Genomic DNA, 14,952 nt, shown 5'->3' with positions numbered 1-14,952 from the left:
TTTGAGTGTCGTACAACACTTCCTATCCCAGATACATTTTACTGTAAATAATCCATCCTATTACTACATGAACCATTAAAATAGCAGGCATTCCCACTACAAAATACCAGTGCTTTGTTTTATGACGGAAAAGGTGCATTCCTAAAAATGTTCCTATGCTTCCTCCAATAGCACTAATTAAGAAAAGTGTCTTCTCTGGAATCCTCCACTCATTTCTAATAGCCTTCTTCTTATCGAGCCCCATAGCTGCCAGTCCCAAGGCATTCATAATAACTAAATAATTGATAATCATGTTCATTATTCTCCCATAAAAAATACTATCTAAAATATATCATTTTTGGGTATTAAATCCTATCAATCTAACTCAGATTTTCTATAAATACAAAAAAGAGCCAGGCTCTTTCGAACCTGACTCTGAAATGTCATATCAACTGATTACTCAGCTACGTATGGCATAAGTGCAATAATCAAAACACTGATTCTAACTTGCTTCTTTTCCGCATCACGTAGCTGTTTATCAGCAACACCTATTGTATTAAGTATTGCTTCTGTTGCAGCCTCATCATTTACTTCCGCTGTTACATTTTTTTCTGCTCTCATTAGTTCCTGTTATTTCTTCATATTTCTTTTTTTATCTGTCATTCTATTTAAATGTTTTCTTAATCAATATTCTAGAAATATCTCATCTTTATGTTTTAAAAATTCTAGAATGATATTATATTTCCATGCTAAAAATCCCTATTTCAAGGGCTTTTTCCCATTTAAAATTCTAGAATGACTTTCTAGAACATCTTTAGAAACTCTAGAATTGATTTCTAATTTTCTATTTCTGTATCATCGTTTAAGGCTTTTTCTACTAGTTTCCTCAACTCATTTTCATCTGGTAAATACAATTCATACTTCGATACGAACAAATTTGTATCCATACCATAAGTAGCATATTTAACCATCAATTCATCTTTTTCTCGCGCTAATATTAATCCAACTGGAGGTTTATCATCCGGCTCGTTTACTTCTTCAGCAAAATATCCCATATACATGTTCATTTGACCAATATCTTTATGCTCAACTTCATCAATCTTCAAATCTACCAAGAAAAAGCATTTTAATATTCTGTGATAAAAAACCAAATCACATTTAAATGTTTTATTATTAATTCTCATTGGATATTGTTCACCTACAAAAGTAAAACCTTTGCCCAATTCCAAGAAGAAAAATCCCAGCTGCTTCATCAGCCTTCCTTCTAATTCCGTTTCATCTATTACTATATTTGATGGCAAGTTCATAAAGTCTAATGTATAAACATCCTTTACGACATCCTCAGGTTTTTCTATAACTATTCCTTCCCTGGCAAGCTTTATAATTTCATTTTTATCTTTATTATCGGCTAGTCTTAAAAATAAAGCACTCTTCTTTTGTCTATTTAATGATGTAACATCCCACTTTTCATCAATGCATTGACGCTGATAAAATTCTCTCTCAACGGGATTCTCGATTCTCATCAATATACAAACATGTGACCAAGTCAAAGATAATAATTCTTCATAACCATCTTTATAAACCTGATAAAATTGTCTCATGTTATATAAGTTCGGTACACTATAGCCTTTACCATATCTAAGTGTAAGGTCTTTTGATAATCGCTTAAATAGTTGTTGCCCATATATAGCATGTGGCTTTCCATCTTGCTCATATTCAACAATATACTGACCCATATCCCAATATGTTCCCAGCATACTTTTTATTAAAGCTCTTGCCACTTCTTGTTTACCTTGATCAATTCTTTGACCAATTTTATCTAATAGCACGCTATATTCTTTATCTTCATTTGGAATTATCTCTGCCATCGGCCCTACAACACATTTTCCAAATGTGAGTTTTCTCGCTTTCGCTCGTTCTCAGTTCTTCTCTTTTCATCCATATAGAGCATTTCCAGATTTTTTCGTGCTACGTAATAATCATATATGTCTTTTCTCAGTTTCTTATATTCACGATACTCAGATTTCTTTATTTCAAGAATGGTTCCATATTCTTCACGCAGATTCTTTAGATTAAATAAATCTTTGTTACCCACTTCTTTGTATATTTCTCTCGCAGCTTCAAATCTAATAATCTCTGCTTCATGTTCTGAATAGTACTTTTTACTGTAGCCACTTGCCTTGTAAGCATCAAAGCAATTCTTATTCTTGGAGTAATTGATAATTGCATTCTGCATCTTTTTATTTTTCTCAAGCCGAGCTTCATGCTCCTTCATTGAATTTCTTAATTTATCAATCTGTTCTGTTCGTTCATCTGTTATTTTACAAAGTTCTTCATAAGATGAAATTTCTCTTTCTTGAAGAAATAAAATGGTCTTTGCCATTTGTTTTGCATTAAATCGCTTAGCCCAAGTAATGTAACCTTTACCTTTTCCTTTAAAAGTTTTATTTTGAATATCTTTAAGAAACTCAATGCGTTTATCTTTAAAATTAGTCTTTCTAGGATATGCTCCTTTTGCCTTTCGTTCAGAATGGGTCATTGGCTTTTTTATAACAGACAGACCATTTTCCAGACAAAGGCAATCTGAGATTTTTCGTAACACCATTGATGACAAATAAAAATTCTTAAATTTTCTCTTTCCATCAATTGAAACGGAATTAAATATGATATGGTTATGGATATGCGCTTTGTCTGTATGGGTTGAAACAACAAAAGAATAGTTTCCCTTCGTGAAGTTCATTGCTAGTTCATAACCTAATTCATTTGCTTTTTCTGGAGTAATCTCTCCTGGCTTGAATGACTGTCGGATTTGATATGCAATTACTTCATTTCCTCGTATCTCAGCCACCTGATTGTGATACATCTTCTTTTGAAGTAAAAATTCAACATCCGCATTTTTCTCATCACATTCATAACAAGACACATACTTACCCTGTTCATTTTTCTCCCCATTTAAGGCATACGCTAATCTATCTTCCAGACATTGGGCCATTGTTTTGCCCTTATTCAAATGCAATGGAATTAATCTAGTAGTTGCCATAGTCTCCCCCTCTTTTCCTTATATTCCTGCAACCATATCATGATTCACTTGCGACTGATAATAGCTTTTTATTGTTGTTGGAGCATTAAACAAACTAGCCAACATATATTTTTTAATATTCCTTACTTTTGTGCTGTTTTTTGACATGCATTCAACAACATACTGAACATGAAACATATTTAGCTTTTGCAGTTTTCTTTTTACTAATTCAATTGGATATCTGCAACTTGCTATAACGATGGTTTTGTCATTCCTAGACATAGTTTCAACCACCAATTCATAGATTCCCTCATACAACTCACTATCCTCAGAATCATCATTTATCAATGTGTCTATTCCTAACTAATTGCGTATTGTATTTTCCATATCCATCGTATCTACATCGATATGATTAGATTTAATAACTCCATTAGTATTATTCTCTTTAGTATTATTAGGGTTTGCTTCCGATACTTCTTGAGGTTTGTGTTCTAAACTTTTAGAAGTTTGTTTTTCAAACTCCTTGGAAAATTCTTTATCTTCCTCAATTACAAAGCTCTTTACATGAATCATCGCTGGCTTACCTTGACCTTGCTGTTTCTTCTCAATCAACCCAATTCCAGATTCATTATCTAATTCCTTAAAGAGCTTGATTGCCTTATTTCTCCCAATATTTAATTGTTCCATTACATCCACTACTGAAAAATAAATATAAACACGATTATTTTTATCAAACCAGTGGTTTTTCGCTGATAATGCCATTCTATCTAGCATTAATCCATAAAGTAACTTTGCATCATTACTCAGATTCTTAAAACGTGGATTCGTTATTAATTCCTTTGGAATTCTATAAAATGTAAATAACTCTGATTCATTTCCATAAAAATACTTGAACTGAATATCGCTCATATCCGCTATCTCCCTCCTGTAGTCTGCTGGTATAACTGCGACAAAGGTTTAGTAGAATCTTTAAATGACAAATAAAAAAGACACCATTCGGATTTGAATCCAAATAGTGTCTTATTTGTTCAAGTATTTCTCCTGACCTAAGTATTATTACGTATCATTCTGTATTTTACCAAATGATTTTGGAGTCAATTTGGTGTCAAAACTGAATCAAAATCGTTCTAATACTCATAGTATCAAGATTTACTCAGCTACGTATGGCATAAGTGCAACGTGACGAGCACGCTTGATAGCTACTGTAAGAGCTCTCTGGTGCTTTGCACATGTGCCTGTGATACGACGTGGAAGAATCTTTCCACGCTCAGAAATATACTTCTTAAGCTTTGCTGTATCCTTGTAGTCGATAACGTTATCCTTACCACAGAAAACACAGACTTTCTTTCTTCTATGCATTGGTCTTCTTCTCTGCTGACCATCGCCTGTCTTATTAAAAGCCATGATTTAACCTCCTATTGATGTTAGCCAAGGCTTTCGTTACCTTGACTTAGTTGAACGGTAATTCCTCGTCAATTCCATCAGGGATATTCATGAAGCCGTCGCCTGCGTCTGAGCTTGGTGCGAAATTGCTGCCACCGTCGAAGCTGCTTCCGCCACCCTGAGAGTTTTTGCTCTCTGCGAACTCAACATTCTCGCAAACTACATCGGTAGTGTAAACCTTCTGTCCTTCCTTGTTTGTGTAAGAACCAGTCTGAATACGACCTTCTACAACAAACTTTGTGCCCTTACGAGCATACTTCTCAAGGAACTCTGCTGTCTTTCCGAAAGCAACGCAGTTAATAAAATCTGCTGTCTGCTCATCGCCGTCTCTCTTAAATCTACGATCAACTGCAAGAGAGAATCTTGCAACAGCGCTGTTGTTTGCTCCACCGTAACGAACTTCTGGGTCTCTTGTGAGACGTCCCATAAGAATAACTTTATTCATAATTAATCTCCTTGTCTTATACTATTAAGCCTCGTCAGCTCTAACGCATAAGAATCGAAGTACGTTGTCCATGATGCGAATATTCTCTTCGATCTGTGCAGGTACGCCTGCCTCAGCATCAAAGTGGATGAAGTAATAGTAACCTTCATTCATCTTCTGAATTTCGTAAGCAAGTCTCTTCTTGCCCCAATCATCGACGTCTGAGATCTGTCCACCAAAGCGAGTGATGTACTCCTTTGCCTTTTCAACTGTGGCAGTTCTTGCATCGTCTTCGATCTTCGCATTAACAACGAGTGCTAATTCATACTTGTTCATGCTTTTCTACCTCCTTTTGGTCTATAGGCCAAGCTACAATGCATAGCTTAGCAAGGATATAATATCTTATACCACGAAATGAGATTTTAACATGTAAGAAGGTATTTTTCAAGGCTTTTCACATTTTTATTTGTATTTTTACGTATTTATAAGGTAATCCCTTGTAACTTGGCAAGTTCTGTGAAAACCTCGCCTATTCTGTCCTTTATAATCAGGGTGTTTTCTGACTCTCTAAATGCCAGCTCACTCTGGTTGATTATTACAATGTACTTTCCATTGAAGTAGTTTACAAAGGATGCTGCCGGATAAACCGTTAATGATGTTCCTCCAATAATCATCATATCTGCAGAGCCAATGGCTCTCACTGCCCCATTTACCTGATCCTCTGGAAGTCCTTCTTCATATAATGTAATGTCTGCACGTACTACACCTCCACAGTAATCACAGGTTGGTATAGGCTCTTCAGAATCAAAAATATAATCCACTGGATAAGTGGTTCCACACTTCATACAATAATTTCTCAGTGCGCTGCCATGAATCTCATAAACAGCTTTGCTTCCGGCTTTCTGATGAAGTCCATCAATGTTCTGTGTAACAATACCGTTAAGCTTGCCCATCTGCTCCAGCTTTGCAAGATATTTGTGTGCATTGTTTGGCTCGATATTTCTTGTGTCCATCTTCTGTCTATGGAACTCAAAATATACCTTTGGCTCATGAATCAGACAGCTATGACTCAAAAGATATTCCGGCTGATACTTATCAAATCTTACATCGTGCTGATTATACAGACCGTCTTTACTACGGAAATCTGGAATACCGCTTTCTGTACTAACCCCTGCGCCTCCAAAGAAAACGATTCTTGAACTATCATCAATCATTTCTTTGAGTCTTTGGATATTATCCATGTTTACCAATACAATTCCCCCTCTCCATATTAATATTCAACTGCCCTAGAATGGCAGATAATAAACTATTACAGCACAAATTATTCCTATAACTCCGCCAGCTAATAATTCTGGCATGGTATGACCCATTTTTTCTTTAAACCTCTTGATATCAAGTGGCTGCTTTCCTTCTTCTTCGCGCTCATCATTGAGGTTGTTTAAGGCCTTTCCCTGTCTCTGTGTCTCAAAGCGAACTCCTCTGGCATCATATAAGGTTATAAATCCAAAGAAGAAAGCTAACGCAAATTCAAAAGAACCTGTGCCTATACATGCACCTGTAATTCCTACTAATGCAACTACTGTTGCTGCATGTGAACTTGGCATTCCACCACTTTCAACAAGGCGTTCCCTATTGAAACCGCAAATATAGCAGTCAATGATGATTTTCAGTGCCTGTGCAATAAGCCAGGCTGCTGCTGGTGCGATAAAGATTTTATTTAAGAATAAATCAGTCAAAATATACATTTCAATCTCCCTTGCTAATCAAGCAATGCATTGTAAATGTCTCGTTTACTAACTCCTCTATCTTTGGCAACGGCCTTCATGGCTTCTTTCTTATCCATTCCCTGGTTCAGATACATATCCATATGTTCCTGAATAGTCATCTCCTCGAATGCAGCTCTTGCCTCTTCAATCACTTCTGTCTTAGACTTTCCAGCAATTACTAATACATACTCACCTCTTGGATCCTTAGTCTCGTAAGACTTAAGCGCTCCTCCAAGTGTGGTCTTTTCCTTTTCCTCGTGCTTTTTTGTGAGCTCTCGGCAAAGAGTAATGCCTCTGTCTTCACCAAGTGTTTCTGTCAGCTCCTTTAAAGTGGCTATCAGATGATGTGGTGCCTCATATATGATTATAGTTCTTGTTTCACTTTTTAATTCTTCTAATATTCTACGGCGCTCCTTCTTATCTTTTGGAAGGAATGCCTCAAATGCAAATCTTCTGCACGCCTGCCCTGACATTGTCACAGCTGTGATACATGCGGCAGGACCTGGTACTGATGTAACTTCGATGCCTTCCTCGTAACACATTGCTACAAGCTCCTCGCCTGGATCTGAAATACCAGGTGTTCCAGCGTCTGTTACAACTGCAATATTCTGCCCCTCCTTCAACTTTGCTATCAATGTGTGGGCTTTTTCCACCTTGTTGAACTCGTGATAGCTTGTCATTGGAGTATCTATCTCAAAATGGTTTAACAACTTTATTGAATTTCTGGTATCCTCTGCTGCAATTAAATCTGCTTCCTTTAGGATTCGCACTGCGCGAAATGTCATATCCTCAAGATTTCCGATTGGGGTTGCAACAAGGTAAAGTATTCCGCTCATTTATTTCTCCATTATCATTCCATAAATATCATATATTTCTTTAGTGTACTGGCCTGGTGCATCGTACACAATAAGTGGTGACTCCACTGTAAGCTGTGGACCGCCTCCTTTAACGCCTTCGATGAGAACCATATTGGGTTCCTTATCTACAAACGGATATACGAGTCTCATCCTCTTTGGCTCCAGCTTGTACTGACGCATCAACGTGATGATTTCCACAAGTCTAAATGGTCGATGAACAAAATAACATCTTCCCATTTGCTTAAGAACTGCTGAGGTCTGGCTGATTACGTCCTCCAGTGAGCATAATAGTTCGTGTCTTGCAATAGCTTTGGCGTCATTTGGATTTTTTAAGCCATGGTGATTTGTCATATAAGGAGGATTGCTTGTCACAACGTTCATAGTGCTCTTTCCAAAAATGTTAGAAGTCTCCTTAATGTCACCCTCAATTATATCTATTTTATCACTTAATCCGTTCAATAAAACGGAACGATTTGCCATTTCGGCACTTTCTGGCTGGATTTCCAGACCAGTGAAATGCTCTCCATCGGTCTTTGCCTCTAAAAGAATAGGAAGAATTCCAGTGCCTGTACCAAGGTCCAAAGCTTTTTCGCCTTCTTTAACTTTTGCAAACGATGATAGCAAGACAGCATCCATGCCAAAACAGAATTTGTCAGGATGCTGAATGATTTTATATCCGTTTATTTGAAGATCATCTACTCGCTCATCGTCGCGAACAAGATTTTCCATTAATTCTTATCCTCCAAGTCGGCAAGCTCCTTGGCCTCTTCCTTAGATACCTGTACCTTGCGCTTTCTAGGCTTGAACTTAAGCTGGTCTGTAGGATAATCCTTTACCTCCTTAAGATCTCCATCCTCGAAAAGTACACGGACTGTCTGGCGAAGAACGTTTACTGACTGAACTGTACCCTTGAAACCATCAGGTGTTGTGACTGTATCATTAATGCCAGGAAGACGACTGTTAAGGTACTCATAAGTCTCCTGCTCATTCTTAAGGCAGCACATAAGTCTTCCGCAAAGTCCTGAAATCTTTGTAGGATTAAGAGAAAGATTCTGCTCCTTTGCCATCTTAATTGAAACTGGTACGAAATCTGCAAGATAGCTCTTACAGCAAAGCTCTCTTCCGCAGATACCAATTCCACCCATAAGCTTTGTCTCATCTCTGACACCAATCTGTCTGAGCTCGATGCGTGTGTGGAATACTGCAGCAAGATCCTTTACAAGCTCACGGAAATCAATACGTCCATCAGCTGTGAAATAGAAAATAAGCTTATTATTGTCGAAGGTATACTCAGCACCAACAAGCTTCATCTCAAGCTCACGCTTTGCGATTTTCTCCTCGCAAATCTTAAGTGCTTCCTTTTCCTTCTCGATATTCTTAACTGCTTTTTTCTTGTCTTCCTCTGTGGCCTTTCTCATTATTTTCTTGATTGGGCCTGGAACCTCGTCATCTGAAATCTCCTTGTCTACTAAAAGGACTGTTCCGATTTCAACGCCACGAACTGTCTCTACAATAACCTGATCCTCTCTCTTGAGCTCTACTCCGTCTGGATCAAAGTAATATACTTTTCCGCCGCCTCTAAAGCGTACGCCGATAACCTTTATCATTTACTGTTCTCCTTGATTGATTCTATAAGAAGCGTAATGGTCAATTCGAAATTGACATTAGCATTTAGTCTGGCTCTTGCTTCTGCTATCGCATCAACAATATTGTTTAAGCCATAGTATGAGCAGCGCTGTGCCTGCTCCTGTATATCATATGAATTCTCCTTAAAAAGCAGGAGATTATCATTCAATGTCGCTTTATATAATAGCACATCTCTATACCAAAGGGTGATTAAATCTAGCATTTGTTCTACAAAGCCCTGATATTTTTTCTCATCATCACCAGCTTTTTTATCGCTGTCATTGGCTTCTTTGATGGCTTTTACCTCATCTGATATCTGGTTTTCTTCCATTCTTGCTGCTCTTTTACAGAGGGAAACTACCTGGTCTTTAACCTCGTTAAAGCTGGAGTCTGTTGCCAGGGCTATAGCCTTTCCAACATTTCCCTGAGCAAAGGTAGCCACCATTTCAGACTGGTAATCTACAATCTCATATTTTGATTGTAATATCCTTTTTATACTTTCTGTATCAATGGATTTCATCTGAATCAGCACGCATCTTGATAGAATGGTCTGAAGAAATGCATTGTGATTTGCTGTCAGCAGAATAATAATTGCATACTCAGGTGGCTCCTCGATTGTTTTAAGAATCGCATTTTGCGCCTGAGGATTCATTCTCTCTGCTTCTTCAACAATATAGATTTTATATTTGTTACTGTAAGGCTTGATGTCTACATCATTAACAATCTGCTCTCTTACCGTATCTACGCTTATATTTGCTTTGCCCTCTTCTCTGTGGACATAGATAATATCTGGATTGTTATGGCTGATGGCCTGTTTGCAGGAATGACACTCTCCACAGGCATCATCTGCAGGATTCTCACATTGAAGCATTGTCGCAAATGCTTCTGCAAGCATCATCTTGCCTGAGCCCTTTTCTCCACTGAAAATATAGGCGTGGCTATGATTTCCTGTTTTAACTGCATTTTTAAGGAGGCTCTTAGCATCCTCCTGACCTATAATTTCACTGAAACTCATTAATAGTTATTCTCCCAATTTATCGCTAATTCTTAGGTGATGATATCTAGAAGAAGTCCTCTGATTTCATCTACTCTGTTTAAAATATCTAGGTGATCTTTTTCATCCTGAACAAGGGCTGTCGCTAGCTCATCCATCTTTTCATCCACCAGCTTTATCATTCCATAAACTCTGTGACGACCGCGGCGATCAAGGAAATTTTCTCTGGAAAACTTATGAGAGCGATTTACAACCTCGTTAAGAAAATCCTTTACCAATCCCCTGTAACGCTTCATATCTCTGATATCCATATGCTCAGACAATAGTTTTCCCTGAGTGGATATATCATTCATGAGATTTGTCAGCTTCTCCTGAAGCTCAGCATCATCAATGGCTGAAGCTAGAGTGAACTTAAATGTGTCATCCACTGGGGCTGTTGATTTGGCTGATTCTGTTTGTTGCACCTGACTTACATCGCTTACTCTAATATCCATAAAAACACCTACCTGTTTATGAATGCTGCTATGTTATCGCTGGTAATTGCGCTGTCCTCGTTATTATTAAATCTATTTGTGATGCCAGCCTTTGAAAGATTTTCTTCTGAAAAATCCTGCTGGTCAGCAAGGAAACGTCTGCACATCTCCTCATACTTTGGATGCTCCTGAATGCGCTCGCGCTCAAGGGCTCGGCTAAGTCTTACTCCATCATCTACTTCTATATATATCGGCAATACCTTGTCTTCTCCGTAGTAATCACGGATTTTCATAAAGCTTTCCACTGTGCCAATCATAAGATAATCTTCATTATCCAAATCTACATTTCCATCATCTACCGTAAAATAAAACCATGGACCATGAACTGTATCGTATTTTCGAATTTCGATGACTTTGCCGTCTGCTACAAGCTTGTCCTTTTCTTCAAGGGTAACAAAGTTATATTCCTCCCCTGGCTTTTCATGGCTTCGCTGAGGTCTTGTTGTATACGAAACAATTCGTCTTACATTTATATCTTTTCTCTGGAGCAAAATTTTAAATATTGTGTCTTTTCCTGTTGAGCTCTTGCCCATTATGCAAAATATCTTACCCATACTGTCCTCTTGTCTTTTTATATATAAAGTATAATTTAACCCAATCTAATTGACAACGGCGATAGCTTCTCTTTCAATATCCATGCCTGTTACATGAAGTCCTTTTACCTTTGCCTCGACTATTACCTTTATAGCTTCTTCGCTAATTTCTTCTCCTGGCACTATAACTGGTGCACCAGGTGGATAAAGACAAACCATTGCAGCCGAAATTTTTCCCAAAGCTTTGCTCAAGGATATTATGTCTTCACGTCCGGCTTTTGCCTGATAAGTCTCCATTACTTTCTTATATTTTATATTAAGATCTGGGACTTCGATGTGTCCATCGGTTAAAGTCGCATCAATTTCCTTTAAAGCATTTTTCAATCTTTCAAAGCCTTCTTTTGTGTCCATAATACTTGTCATTGCAAGTACATATGAAAAACTTGAAAGCTCCGTCTCCAGCTCATACTTTTCTCTAAGAATCTTAGCAAGCTCCACACCAGTTATATTTGTATTTTTTGTTGATATAATAAGCTTTCCTGGGTCTTTTTTGTCAGTCTCACCGCATATTAACTGAAGATGCTTTAGTTCTCCACTGATGCTGTAAAAATCATGAAGGTTATCCACATAATCCCTGAACAAATCCCCACTGTTTTCCAATATATCCAGACACTGACTTATTGAATTCATAAGCACATATGAGGGTGAACTTGTTTCAAATATATCCAATGCCTCTGAAACCCTGTTTAAATCAACTCGACTTCCAGAAATATGCATAGCTGCTGTCTGAGTAAGAGCTGGTAAAGTTTTATGCAGACTCTGAATCGTGATATCAGCGTCTTCTACTGACGAACCTTTAAACTCAGGATGAAATCCTAAATGTGCTCCATGAGCCTGATCCACAATCAAGATTATTCCTTTATCATGACAATACTTTGCTATCTCTTTTATTGGAGCATGAAATCCTTCGTAGGTTGGACTAGTAATTACAACGGCCTTAGGACAATCCTTATTCTTCTCTACGGCTGTTTTAATCTGTTCTAATGTAACTGCGTTGAATATTCCGTCATCAGTAATATCTGGCTCTACATAACTACATTTTAAATGTCTAAGCATTACTGCGTTATATACGCTTTTGTGGGAATTCCTCTGAATTATGATACTATCTCCTTCATTACAGCATGCATAAACACTGGACAGGTTTCCTACCGTTGAACCACCTACAAGAATTCTGCTCTCATCTGCTCCAAAAAGCTTTGCCATTCGTCCTTGTTCTTCGGCAATTACACCACTTGCATCATGCAAATCATCAACACCTTCAACCTCTGTCATGTCAATTTTACTGACACCCTCCAGCTGTCTTTTATGACCTGGCATGTGAAACGGATACATATTTGATTTTGAATAGGCTTCTAATGTTTTATTTAAACTCATAATTCTCTTTGTAACTTTAATTTTCCTTTGAAAATCTATATTATATATATTAAAGTTATATCCTACTTTTACATAATTAGTATGACAGCGGAGGACAACATGAACAGAACTTTAGTTATTCTTTGTGGTGGCGATAGCTCCCGCATGGGTACAAAAAAAGCTCTTTTACCATTTGAGGATAAGACTATGGTTGAATATATCTACGATAAATTCAGCCCTTTTTTCGATAAAGTTTATCTTTCTGTAAATGAAAGAGGCGACCTGTCTCATCTAGGTCTTGATGCTCAGGAGATTCCTGATATTTCAAGAAATGCTGGCCCTTATGGTGCTATCCTTTCATGCCTTACCATGCTTTCAGGTGACAGGGCATTTTTCATGTCTGTTGATACACCTTTCATGGATCCTCGTATTGCTGTTTATCTTTATGAACAGTCTTACAACTACGATATAACTACTTTTAAGTTTTCCGATAATAATCTTGATACTATTTGTGGTGTATTTAATAAACGCTGCATTGGTACTCTTTTTAAAAGCTTTTACTTTAATAAGTCTACAATGAGCTATATTCAGGATCGATGCTATACTAATCTTATTAACCTTGAGGAGATAGCTAATCTTTCTCCTGTTTCAACTGAGCAACAGTTTTTCAAGGTTAACGACAGACAGTCATATTACTATGCTGTTTTCTCAATTTTGAAGCATAACTTTGTCTGTTAAAAACCATATAAATATCACTAATCTAAGAAGCGTTTAAGCTGTGGCATCCAGTCTCCAAGGAAAACAAGATTAGCTTCCATAGCTTCCCAAATAGGTACTAAAAAGTTCATAAGACAAATATTTACGTCCGACCATTGAGGTTCGGACTTCTTTTTTTGTCGTAATTCCACTTTCCACTTTTTTTTCATATACGTATAATCACCATAGCTTTTTAACATATCTATCCTGCTATGATCTATGACGATCTTCTTTTCATCTAAAAGCTTAACAAGACTATCCTTAACCTTTCGTCCATTCACTGGACAGGTTGTCAGGATTTCATACGCTATATAATAATGATCCATATCATTAATCAGCTCGAGCTTCTCAATAATCTCAGCCATATGCTTTACCAACTCTTCTTCCTTTGGGTTAGTCAAAACATCTACCACTCTATTTTCATAAGCTGTCAGCTTAAGCTTAATTATTTCTGGTTCATTAGCTGCTCTATGTTTTCTAAAATATATGTTCAGTGGAATGTACATCTCATCCACTGTTATCTTTAATTTAATACCGGTTTCATCGACAGCTCCATTTACAATAAATGCCTCTAGCGCTGCCTTGGCCATAATCTCCTTTAATATATCCCTCATGTATAGAACAGCCATCTTATCGTCTATGTCCTTCACATACTCATAGTAAATGTTGGAAATACAAAAATCCTTGTATACCTCCGGACTAAACTCGTTACCGTTGCAGAGATATAGCTCATTACAATACTGCCCTTCTGATAAAAGCTCGATAATAATCTCTGCTACAGCTGCACTCAGGAGATTTTTAAAAGGAATATTCAGTTGCTCTGATTTTTCTTTTATCTGTAATCTTTTAATCATTAGAGCCACACACCTATCATGGACTGAACCTTCTTCAGCACTTTACGTTCCTTGGCGTATTCCATAAGCTTTGCTACATCCTTATCTTCATCCATAATGTAAGCCCATACGCCATTTTTAAAATCTTCTCTGTCTACCTTTTCCTGATACTTAAGGAAATCACAAATAAGACGTTCCTTTGTATAGATTTTCATTTTTGCTCCCGCAAAATCTGCCTCAGTAACACCAAGCTCCATAACTTCTGGCTCAGTGTAATATGGTTCTATTATTGGATAATCGATGTTAAAACGTGACTTGCTGGTATTTTTATTTATGGCAATGCTCCATTTATATGGTCTGTCCTGAAGATAGCCATATACATACAGAGCAGATTCCATTGTAAGTATTCCGTCCTCGCCAAAGAGCTTGTAAATCCACTGATCTTCAGTGCATTCAAAATACTTGGTGGTGTAGTAGCCATTTTTTACTCTTATGAGATACCCTTCCTCAACAAAAGCAAGTACTCTGCGATAATCCACTCCAAGCGCTTCTATATCGCTGGTTTTAACAAGGCCGCCATTTTCTTCTACTAGATCATTAATCTGTTCAAGCTGGTATTGTCTCTTTTCATCACGTGATAACAGCATTTCCATTTTTTCCACTCCTCTCTTCTTTGCGAGGTAATTATTTATAATTATCCCATTCTTAAAAAATCCTGTCAAACCCTTTAACTTCAAGGGATTCAGCGTATTTAACAATACATAAGGTCAATTATT

At 37.3% G+C, this 14,952-nt stretch carries 21 protein-coding genes; 1 reads left to right on the top strand and 20 read right to left on the bottom strand.

Features of this window, described 5'->3' with window-relative positions; translation table 11 throughout:
• Positions 1 to 22: 22 nt before the first annotated feature.
• The 18 genes from BLP54_RS04650 to BLP54_RS04575 form a co-directional block, all read right to left on the bottom strand.
• Positions 23 to 292: a DUF1294 domain-containing protein gene (locus BLP54_RS04650; RefSeq protein ID WP_242870627.1), complete on the bottom strand. Its 270-nt coding sequence runs from the start codon at positions 290 to 292 to the stop codon at positions 23 to 25.
• A 143-nt stretch (positions 293 to 435) separates the two neighbouring features.
• The gene (locus BLP54_RS15780) at positions 436 to 600 is read right to left on the bottom strand and encodes a hypothetical protein (protein WP_176754469.1); all 165 of its coding nucleotides are present in this window, start codon (positions 598 to 600) and stop codon (positions 436 to 438) included.
• A 215-nt stretch (positions 601 to 815) separates the two neighbouring features.
• Complete coding sequence (locus BLP54_RS04645; protein WP_090167258.1) at positions 816 to 1,847, bottom strand: PDDEXK nuclease domain-containing protein; 1,032 nt, start codon at positions 1,845 to 1,847, stop codon at positions 816 to 818.
• Positions 1,848 to 1,852: 5 nt separating this feature from the next.
• Positions 1,853 to 3,019 carry a relaxase/mobilization nuclease domain-containing protein gene (locus BLP54_RS04640; protein ID WP_090167256.1) on the bottom strand — a complete coding sequence of 389 codons (1,167 nt, stop codon included), beginning with the start codon at positions 3,017 to 3,019 and terminating at the stop codon, positions 1,853 to 1,855.
• An 18-nt stretch (positions 3,020 to 3,037) separates the two neighbouring features.
• Positions 3,038 to 3,346 (bottom strand): DUF6017 domain-containing protein, encoded by a 309-nt coding sequence (locus tag BLP54_RS16275; RefSeq protein WP_330386130.1) that lies wholly within the window; start codon positions 3,344 to 3,346, stop codon positions 3,038 to 3,040.
• A 15-nt stretch (positions 3,347 to 3,361) separates the two neighbouring features.
• Positions 3,362 to 3,907: a replication initiator protein A gene (locus tag BLP54_RS16270; RefSeq protein ID WP_330386129.1), complete on the bottom strand. Its 546-nt coding sequence runs from the start codon at positions 3,905 to 3,907 to the stop codon at positions 3,362 to 3,364.
• Between the two features lie 240 nt (positions 3,908 to 4,147).
• Positions 4,148 to 4,402 carry a 30S ribosomal protein S18 gene (gene rpsR / locus BLP54_RS04630; RefSeq protein ID WP_015550621.1) on the bottom strand — a complete coding sequence of 85 codons (255 nt, stop codon included), beginning with the start codon at positions 4,400 to 4,402 and terminating at the stop codon, positions 4,148 to 4,150.
• Positions 4,403 to 4,448: 46 nt separating this feature from the next.
• A complete protein-coding gene (locus tag BLP54_RS04625; RefSeq protein WP_090167254.1) occupies positions 4,449 to 4,886 on the bottom strand; it encodes a single-stranded DNA-binding protein in 438 nt (145 codons plus the stop codon).
• Positions 4,887 to 4,910: 24 nt separating this feature from the next.
• A complete protein-coding gene (gene rpsF, locus BLP54_RS04620) occupies positions 4,911 to 5,201 on the bottom strand; it encodes a 30S ribosomal protein S6 (RefSeq protein ID WP_028247183.1) in 291 nt (96 codons plus the stop codon).
• Positions 5,202 to 5,347: 146 nt separating this feature from the next.
• Positions 5,348 to 6,106 carry an NAD-dependent protein deacylase gene (locus BLP54_RS04615; RefSeq protein WP_090167488.1) on the bottom strand — a complete coding sequence of 253 codons (759 nt, stop codon included), beginning with the start codon at positions 6,104 to 6,106 and terminating at the stop codon, positions 5,348 to 5,350.
• Between the two features lie 45 nt (positions 6,107 to 6,151).
• Positions 6,152 to 6,610, bottom strand: a complete 459-nt coding sequence (locus BLP54_RS04610) for a divergent PAP2 family protein (RefSeq protein ID WP_090167252.1) — start codon at positions 6,608 to 6,610, stop codon at positions 6,152 to 6,154.
• Between the two features lie 14 nt (positions 6,611 to 6,624).
• Complete coding sequence (rsmI, locus tag BLP54_RS04605) at positions 6,625 to 7,467, bottom strand: 16S rRNA (cytidine(1402)-2'-O)-methyltransferase (RefSeq protein WP_090167251.1); 843 nt, start codon at positions 7,465 to 7,467, stop codon at positions 6,625 to 6,627.
• The gene (locus BLP54_RS04600) at positions 7,468 to 8,217 is read right to left on the bottom strand and encodes a tRNA1(Val) (adenine(37)-N6)-methyltransferase (protein WP_090167249.1); all 750 of its coding nucleotides are present in this window, start codon (positions 8,215 to 8,217) and stop codon (positions 7,468 to 7,470) included.
• Positions 8,217 to 9,095 carry a PSP1 domain-containing protein gene (locus BLP54_RS04595; protein ID WP_028247178.1) on the bottom strand — a complete coding sequence of 293 codons (879 nt, stop codon included), beginning with the start codon at positions 9,093 to 9,095 and terminating at the stop codon, positions 8,217 to 8,219. Before BLP54_RS04595 ends, BLP54_RS04600 begins: the two co-directional genes overlap by 1 nt.
• Positions 9,092 to 10,129, bottom strand: a complete 1,038-nt coding sequence (locus tag BLP54_RS04590) for a DNA polymerase III subunit (protein ID WP_090167247.1) — start codon at positions 10,127 to 10,129, stop codon at positions 9,092 to 9,094. The genes BLP54_RS04595 and BLP54_RS04590 overlap by 4 nt, the downstream gene beginning before the upstream one ends.
• Before the next feature lie 32 nt (positions 10,130 to 10,161).
• Positions 10,162 to 10,602 (bottom strand): YaaR family protein, encoded by a 441-nt coding sequence (locus BLP54_RS04585; protein WP_090167245.1) that lies wholly within the window; start codon positions 10,600 to 10,602, stop codon positions 10,162 to 10,164.
• A gap of 8 nt (positions 10,603 to 10,610) precedes the next feature.
• Entirely contained in the window at positions 10,611 to 11,195 is a 585-nt protein-coding gene (locus tag BLP54_RS04580) for a nucleoside/nucleotide kinase family protein (protein ID WP_090167243.1), read from the bottom strand.
• Positions 11,196 to 11,240: 45 nt separating this feature from the next.
• On the bottom strand, positions 11,241 to 12,608 hold the full coding sequence (locus BLP54_RS04575) for an aminotransferase class I/II-fold pyridoxal phosphate-dependent enzyme (RefSeq protein WP_090167241.1): 1,368 nt from the start codon (positions 12,606 to 12,608) through the stop codon (positions 11,241 to 11,243).
• 99 nt (positions 12,609 to 12,707) lie between these two features.
• Between BLP54_RS04575 and mobA the strand changes: the two genes are divergently transcribed.
• Complete coding sequence (gene mobA / locus BLP54_RS04570) at positions 12,708 to 13,325, top strand: molybdenum cofactor guanylyltransferase (RefSeq protein WP_090167239.1); 618 nt, start codon at positions 12,708 to 12,710, stop codon at positions 13,323 to 13,325.
• A gap of 17 nt (positions 13,326 to 13,342) precedes the next feature.
• Here the strand turns inward: mobA and BLP54_RS04565 are convergent, their stop codons facing one another.
• Together BLP54_RS04565 and BLP54_RS04560 are read right to left on the bottom strand one after the other, a co-directional pair.
• Positions 13,343 to 14,197, bottom strand: a complete 855-nt coding sequence (locus tag BLP54_RS04565) for a hypothetical protein (RefSeq protein WP_090167237.1) — start codon at positions 14,195 to 14,197, stop codon at positions 13,343 to 13,345.
• Positions 14,197 to 14,829, bottom strand: a complete 633-nt coding sequence (locus BLP54_RS04560; protein ID WP_090167235.1) for a type IV toxin-antitoxin system AbiEi family antitoxin domain-containing protein — start codon at positions 14,827 to 14,829, stop codon at positions 14,197 to 14,199. Before BLP54_RS04560 ends, BLP54_RS04565 begins: the two co-directional genes overlap by 1 nt.
• Positions 14,830 to 14,952: the final 123 nt, after the last annotated feature.

The organism is Pseudobutyrivibrio sp. 49, from assembly GCF_900100545.1.
Taxonomy (GTDB): domain Bacteria; phylum Bacillota; class Clostridia; order Lachnospirales; family Lachnospiraceae; genus Pseudobutyrivibrio.
Note: the sequence above shows the minus strand (reverse complement) of the source record. Positions and strands in the feature narration are given on the sequence as shown.

Coding starts and splice junctions, on each gene's coding strand:
- BLP54_RS04650 (WP_242870627.1), bottom strand. CDS start 292: ATGATTATCAATTATTTAGTTATTATGAATGCCTTGGGACTGGCAGCT.
- BLP54_RS15780 (WP_176754469.1), bottom strand. CDS start 600: ATGAGAGCAGAAAAAAATGTAACAGCGGAAGTAAATGATGAGGCTGCA.
- BLP54_RS04645 (WP_090167258.1), bottom strand. CDS start 1,847: ATGGCAGAGATAATTCCAAATGAAGATAAAGAATATAGCGTGCTATTA.
- BLP54_RS04640 (WP_090167256.1), bottom strand. CDS start 3,019: ATGGCAACTACTAGATTAATTCCATTGCATTTGAATAAGGGCAAAACA.
- BLP54_RS16270 (WP_330386129.1), bottom strand. CDS start 3,907: ATGAGCGATATTCAGTTCAAGTATTTTTATGGAAATGAATCAGAGTTA.
- rpsR (WP_015550621.1), bottom strand. CDS start 4,402: ATGGCTTTTAATAAGACAGGCGATGGTCAGCAGAGAAGAAGACCAATG.
- BLP54_RS04625 (WP_090167254.1), bottom strand. CDS start 4,886: ATGAATAAAGTTATTCTTATGGGACGTCTCACAAGAGACCCAGAAGTT.
- rpsF (WP_028247183.1), bottom strand. CDS start 5,201: ATGAACAAGTATGAATTAGCACTCGTTGTTAATGCGAAGATCGAAGAC.
- BLP54_RS04615 (WP_090167488.1), bottom strand. CDS start 6,106: ATGGATAATATCCAAAGACTCAAAGAAATGATTGATGATAGTTCAAGA.
- BLP54_RS04610 (WP_090167252.1), bottom strand. CDS start 6,610: ATGTATATTTTGACTGATTTATTCTTAAATAAAATCTTTATCGCACCA.
- rsmI (WP_090167251.1), bottom strand. CDS start 7,467: ATGAGCGGAATACTTTACCTTGTTGCAACCCCAATCGGAAATCTTGAG.
- BLP54_RS04600 (WP_090167249.1), bottom strand. CDS start 8,217: ATGGAAAATCTTGTTCGCGACGATGAGCGAGTAGATGATCTTCAAATA.
- BLP54_RS04595 (WP_028247178.1), bottom strand. CDS start 9,095: ATGATAAAGGTTATCGGCGTACGCTTTAGAGGCGGCGGAAAAGTATAT.
- BLP54_RS04590 (WP_090167247.1), bottom strand. CDS start 10,129: ATGAGTTTCAGTGAAATTATAGGTCAGGAGGATGCTAAGAGCCTCCTT.
- BLP54_RS04585 (WP_090167245.1), bottom strand. CDS start 10,602: ATGGATATTAGAGTAAGCGATGTAAGTCAGGTGCAACAAACAGAATCA.
- BLP54_RS04580 (WP_090167243.1), bottom strand. CDS start 11,195: ATGGGTAAGATATTTTGCATAATGGGCAAGAGCTCAACAGGAAAAGAC.
- BLP54_RS04575 (WP_090167241.1), bottom strand. CDS start 12,608: ATGAGTTTAAATAAAACATTAGAAGCCTATTCAAAATCAAATATGTAT.
- mobA (WP_090167239.1), top strand. CDS start 12,708: ATGAACAGAACTTTAGTTATTCTTTGTGGTGGCGATAGCTCCCGCATG.
- BLP54_RS04565 (WP_090167237.1), bottom strand. CDS start 14,197: ATGATTAAAAGATTACAGATAAAAGAAAAATCAGAGCAACTGAATATT.
- BLP54_RS04560 (WP_090167235.1), bottom strand. CDS start 14,829: ATGGAAATGCTGTTATCACGTGATGAAAAGAGACAATACCAGCTTGAA.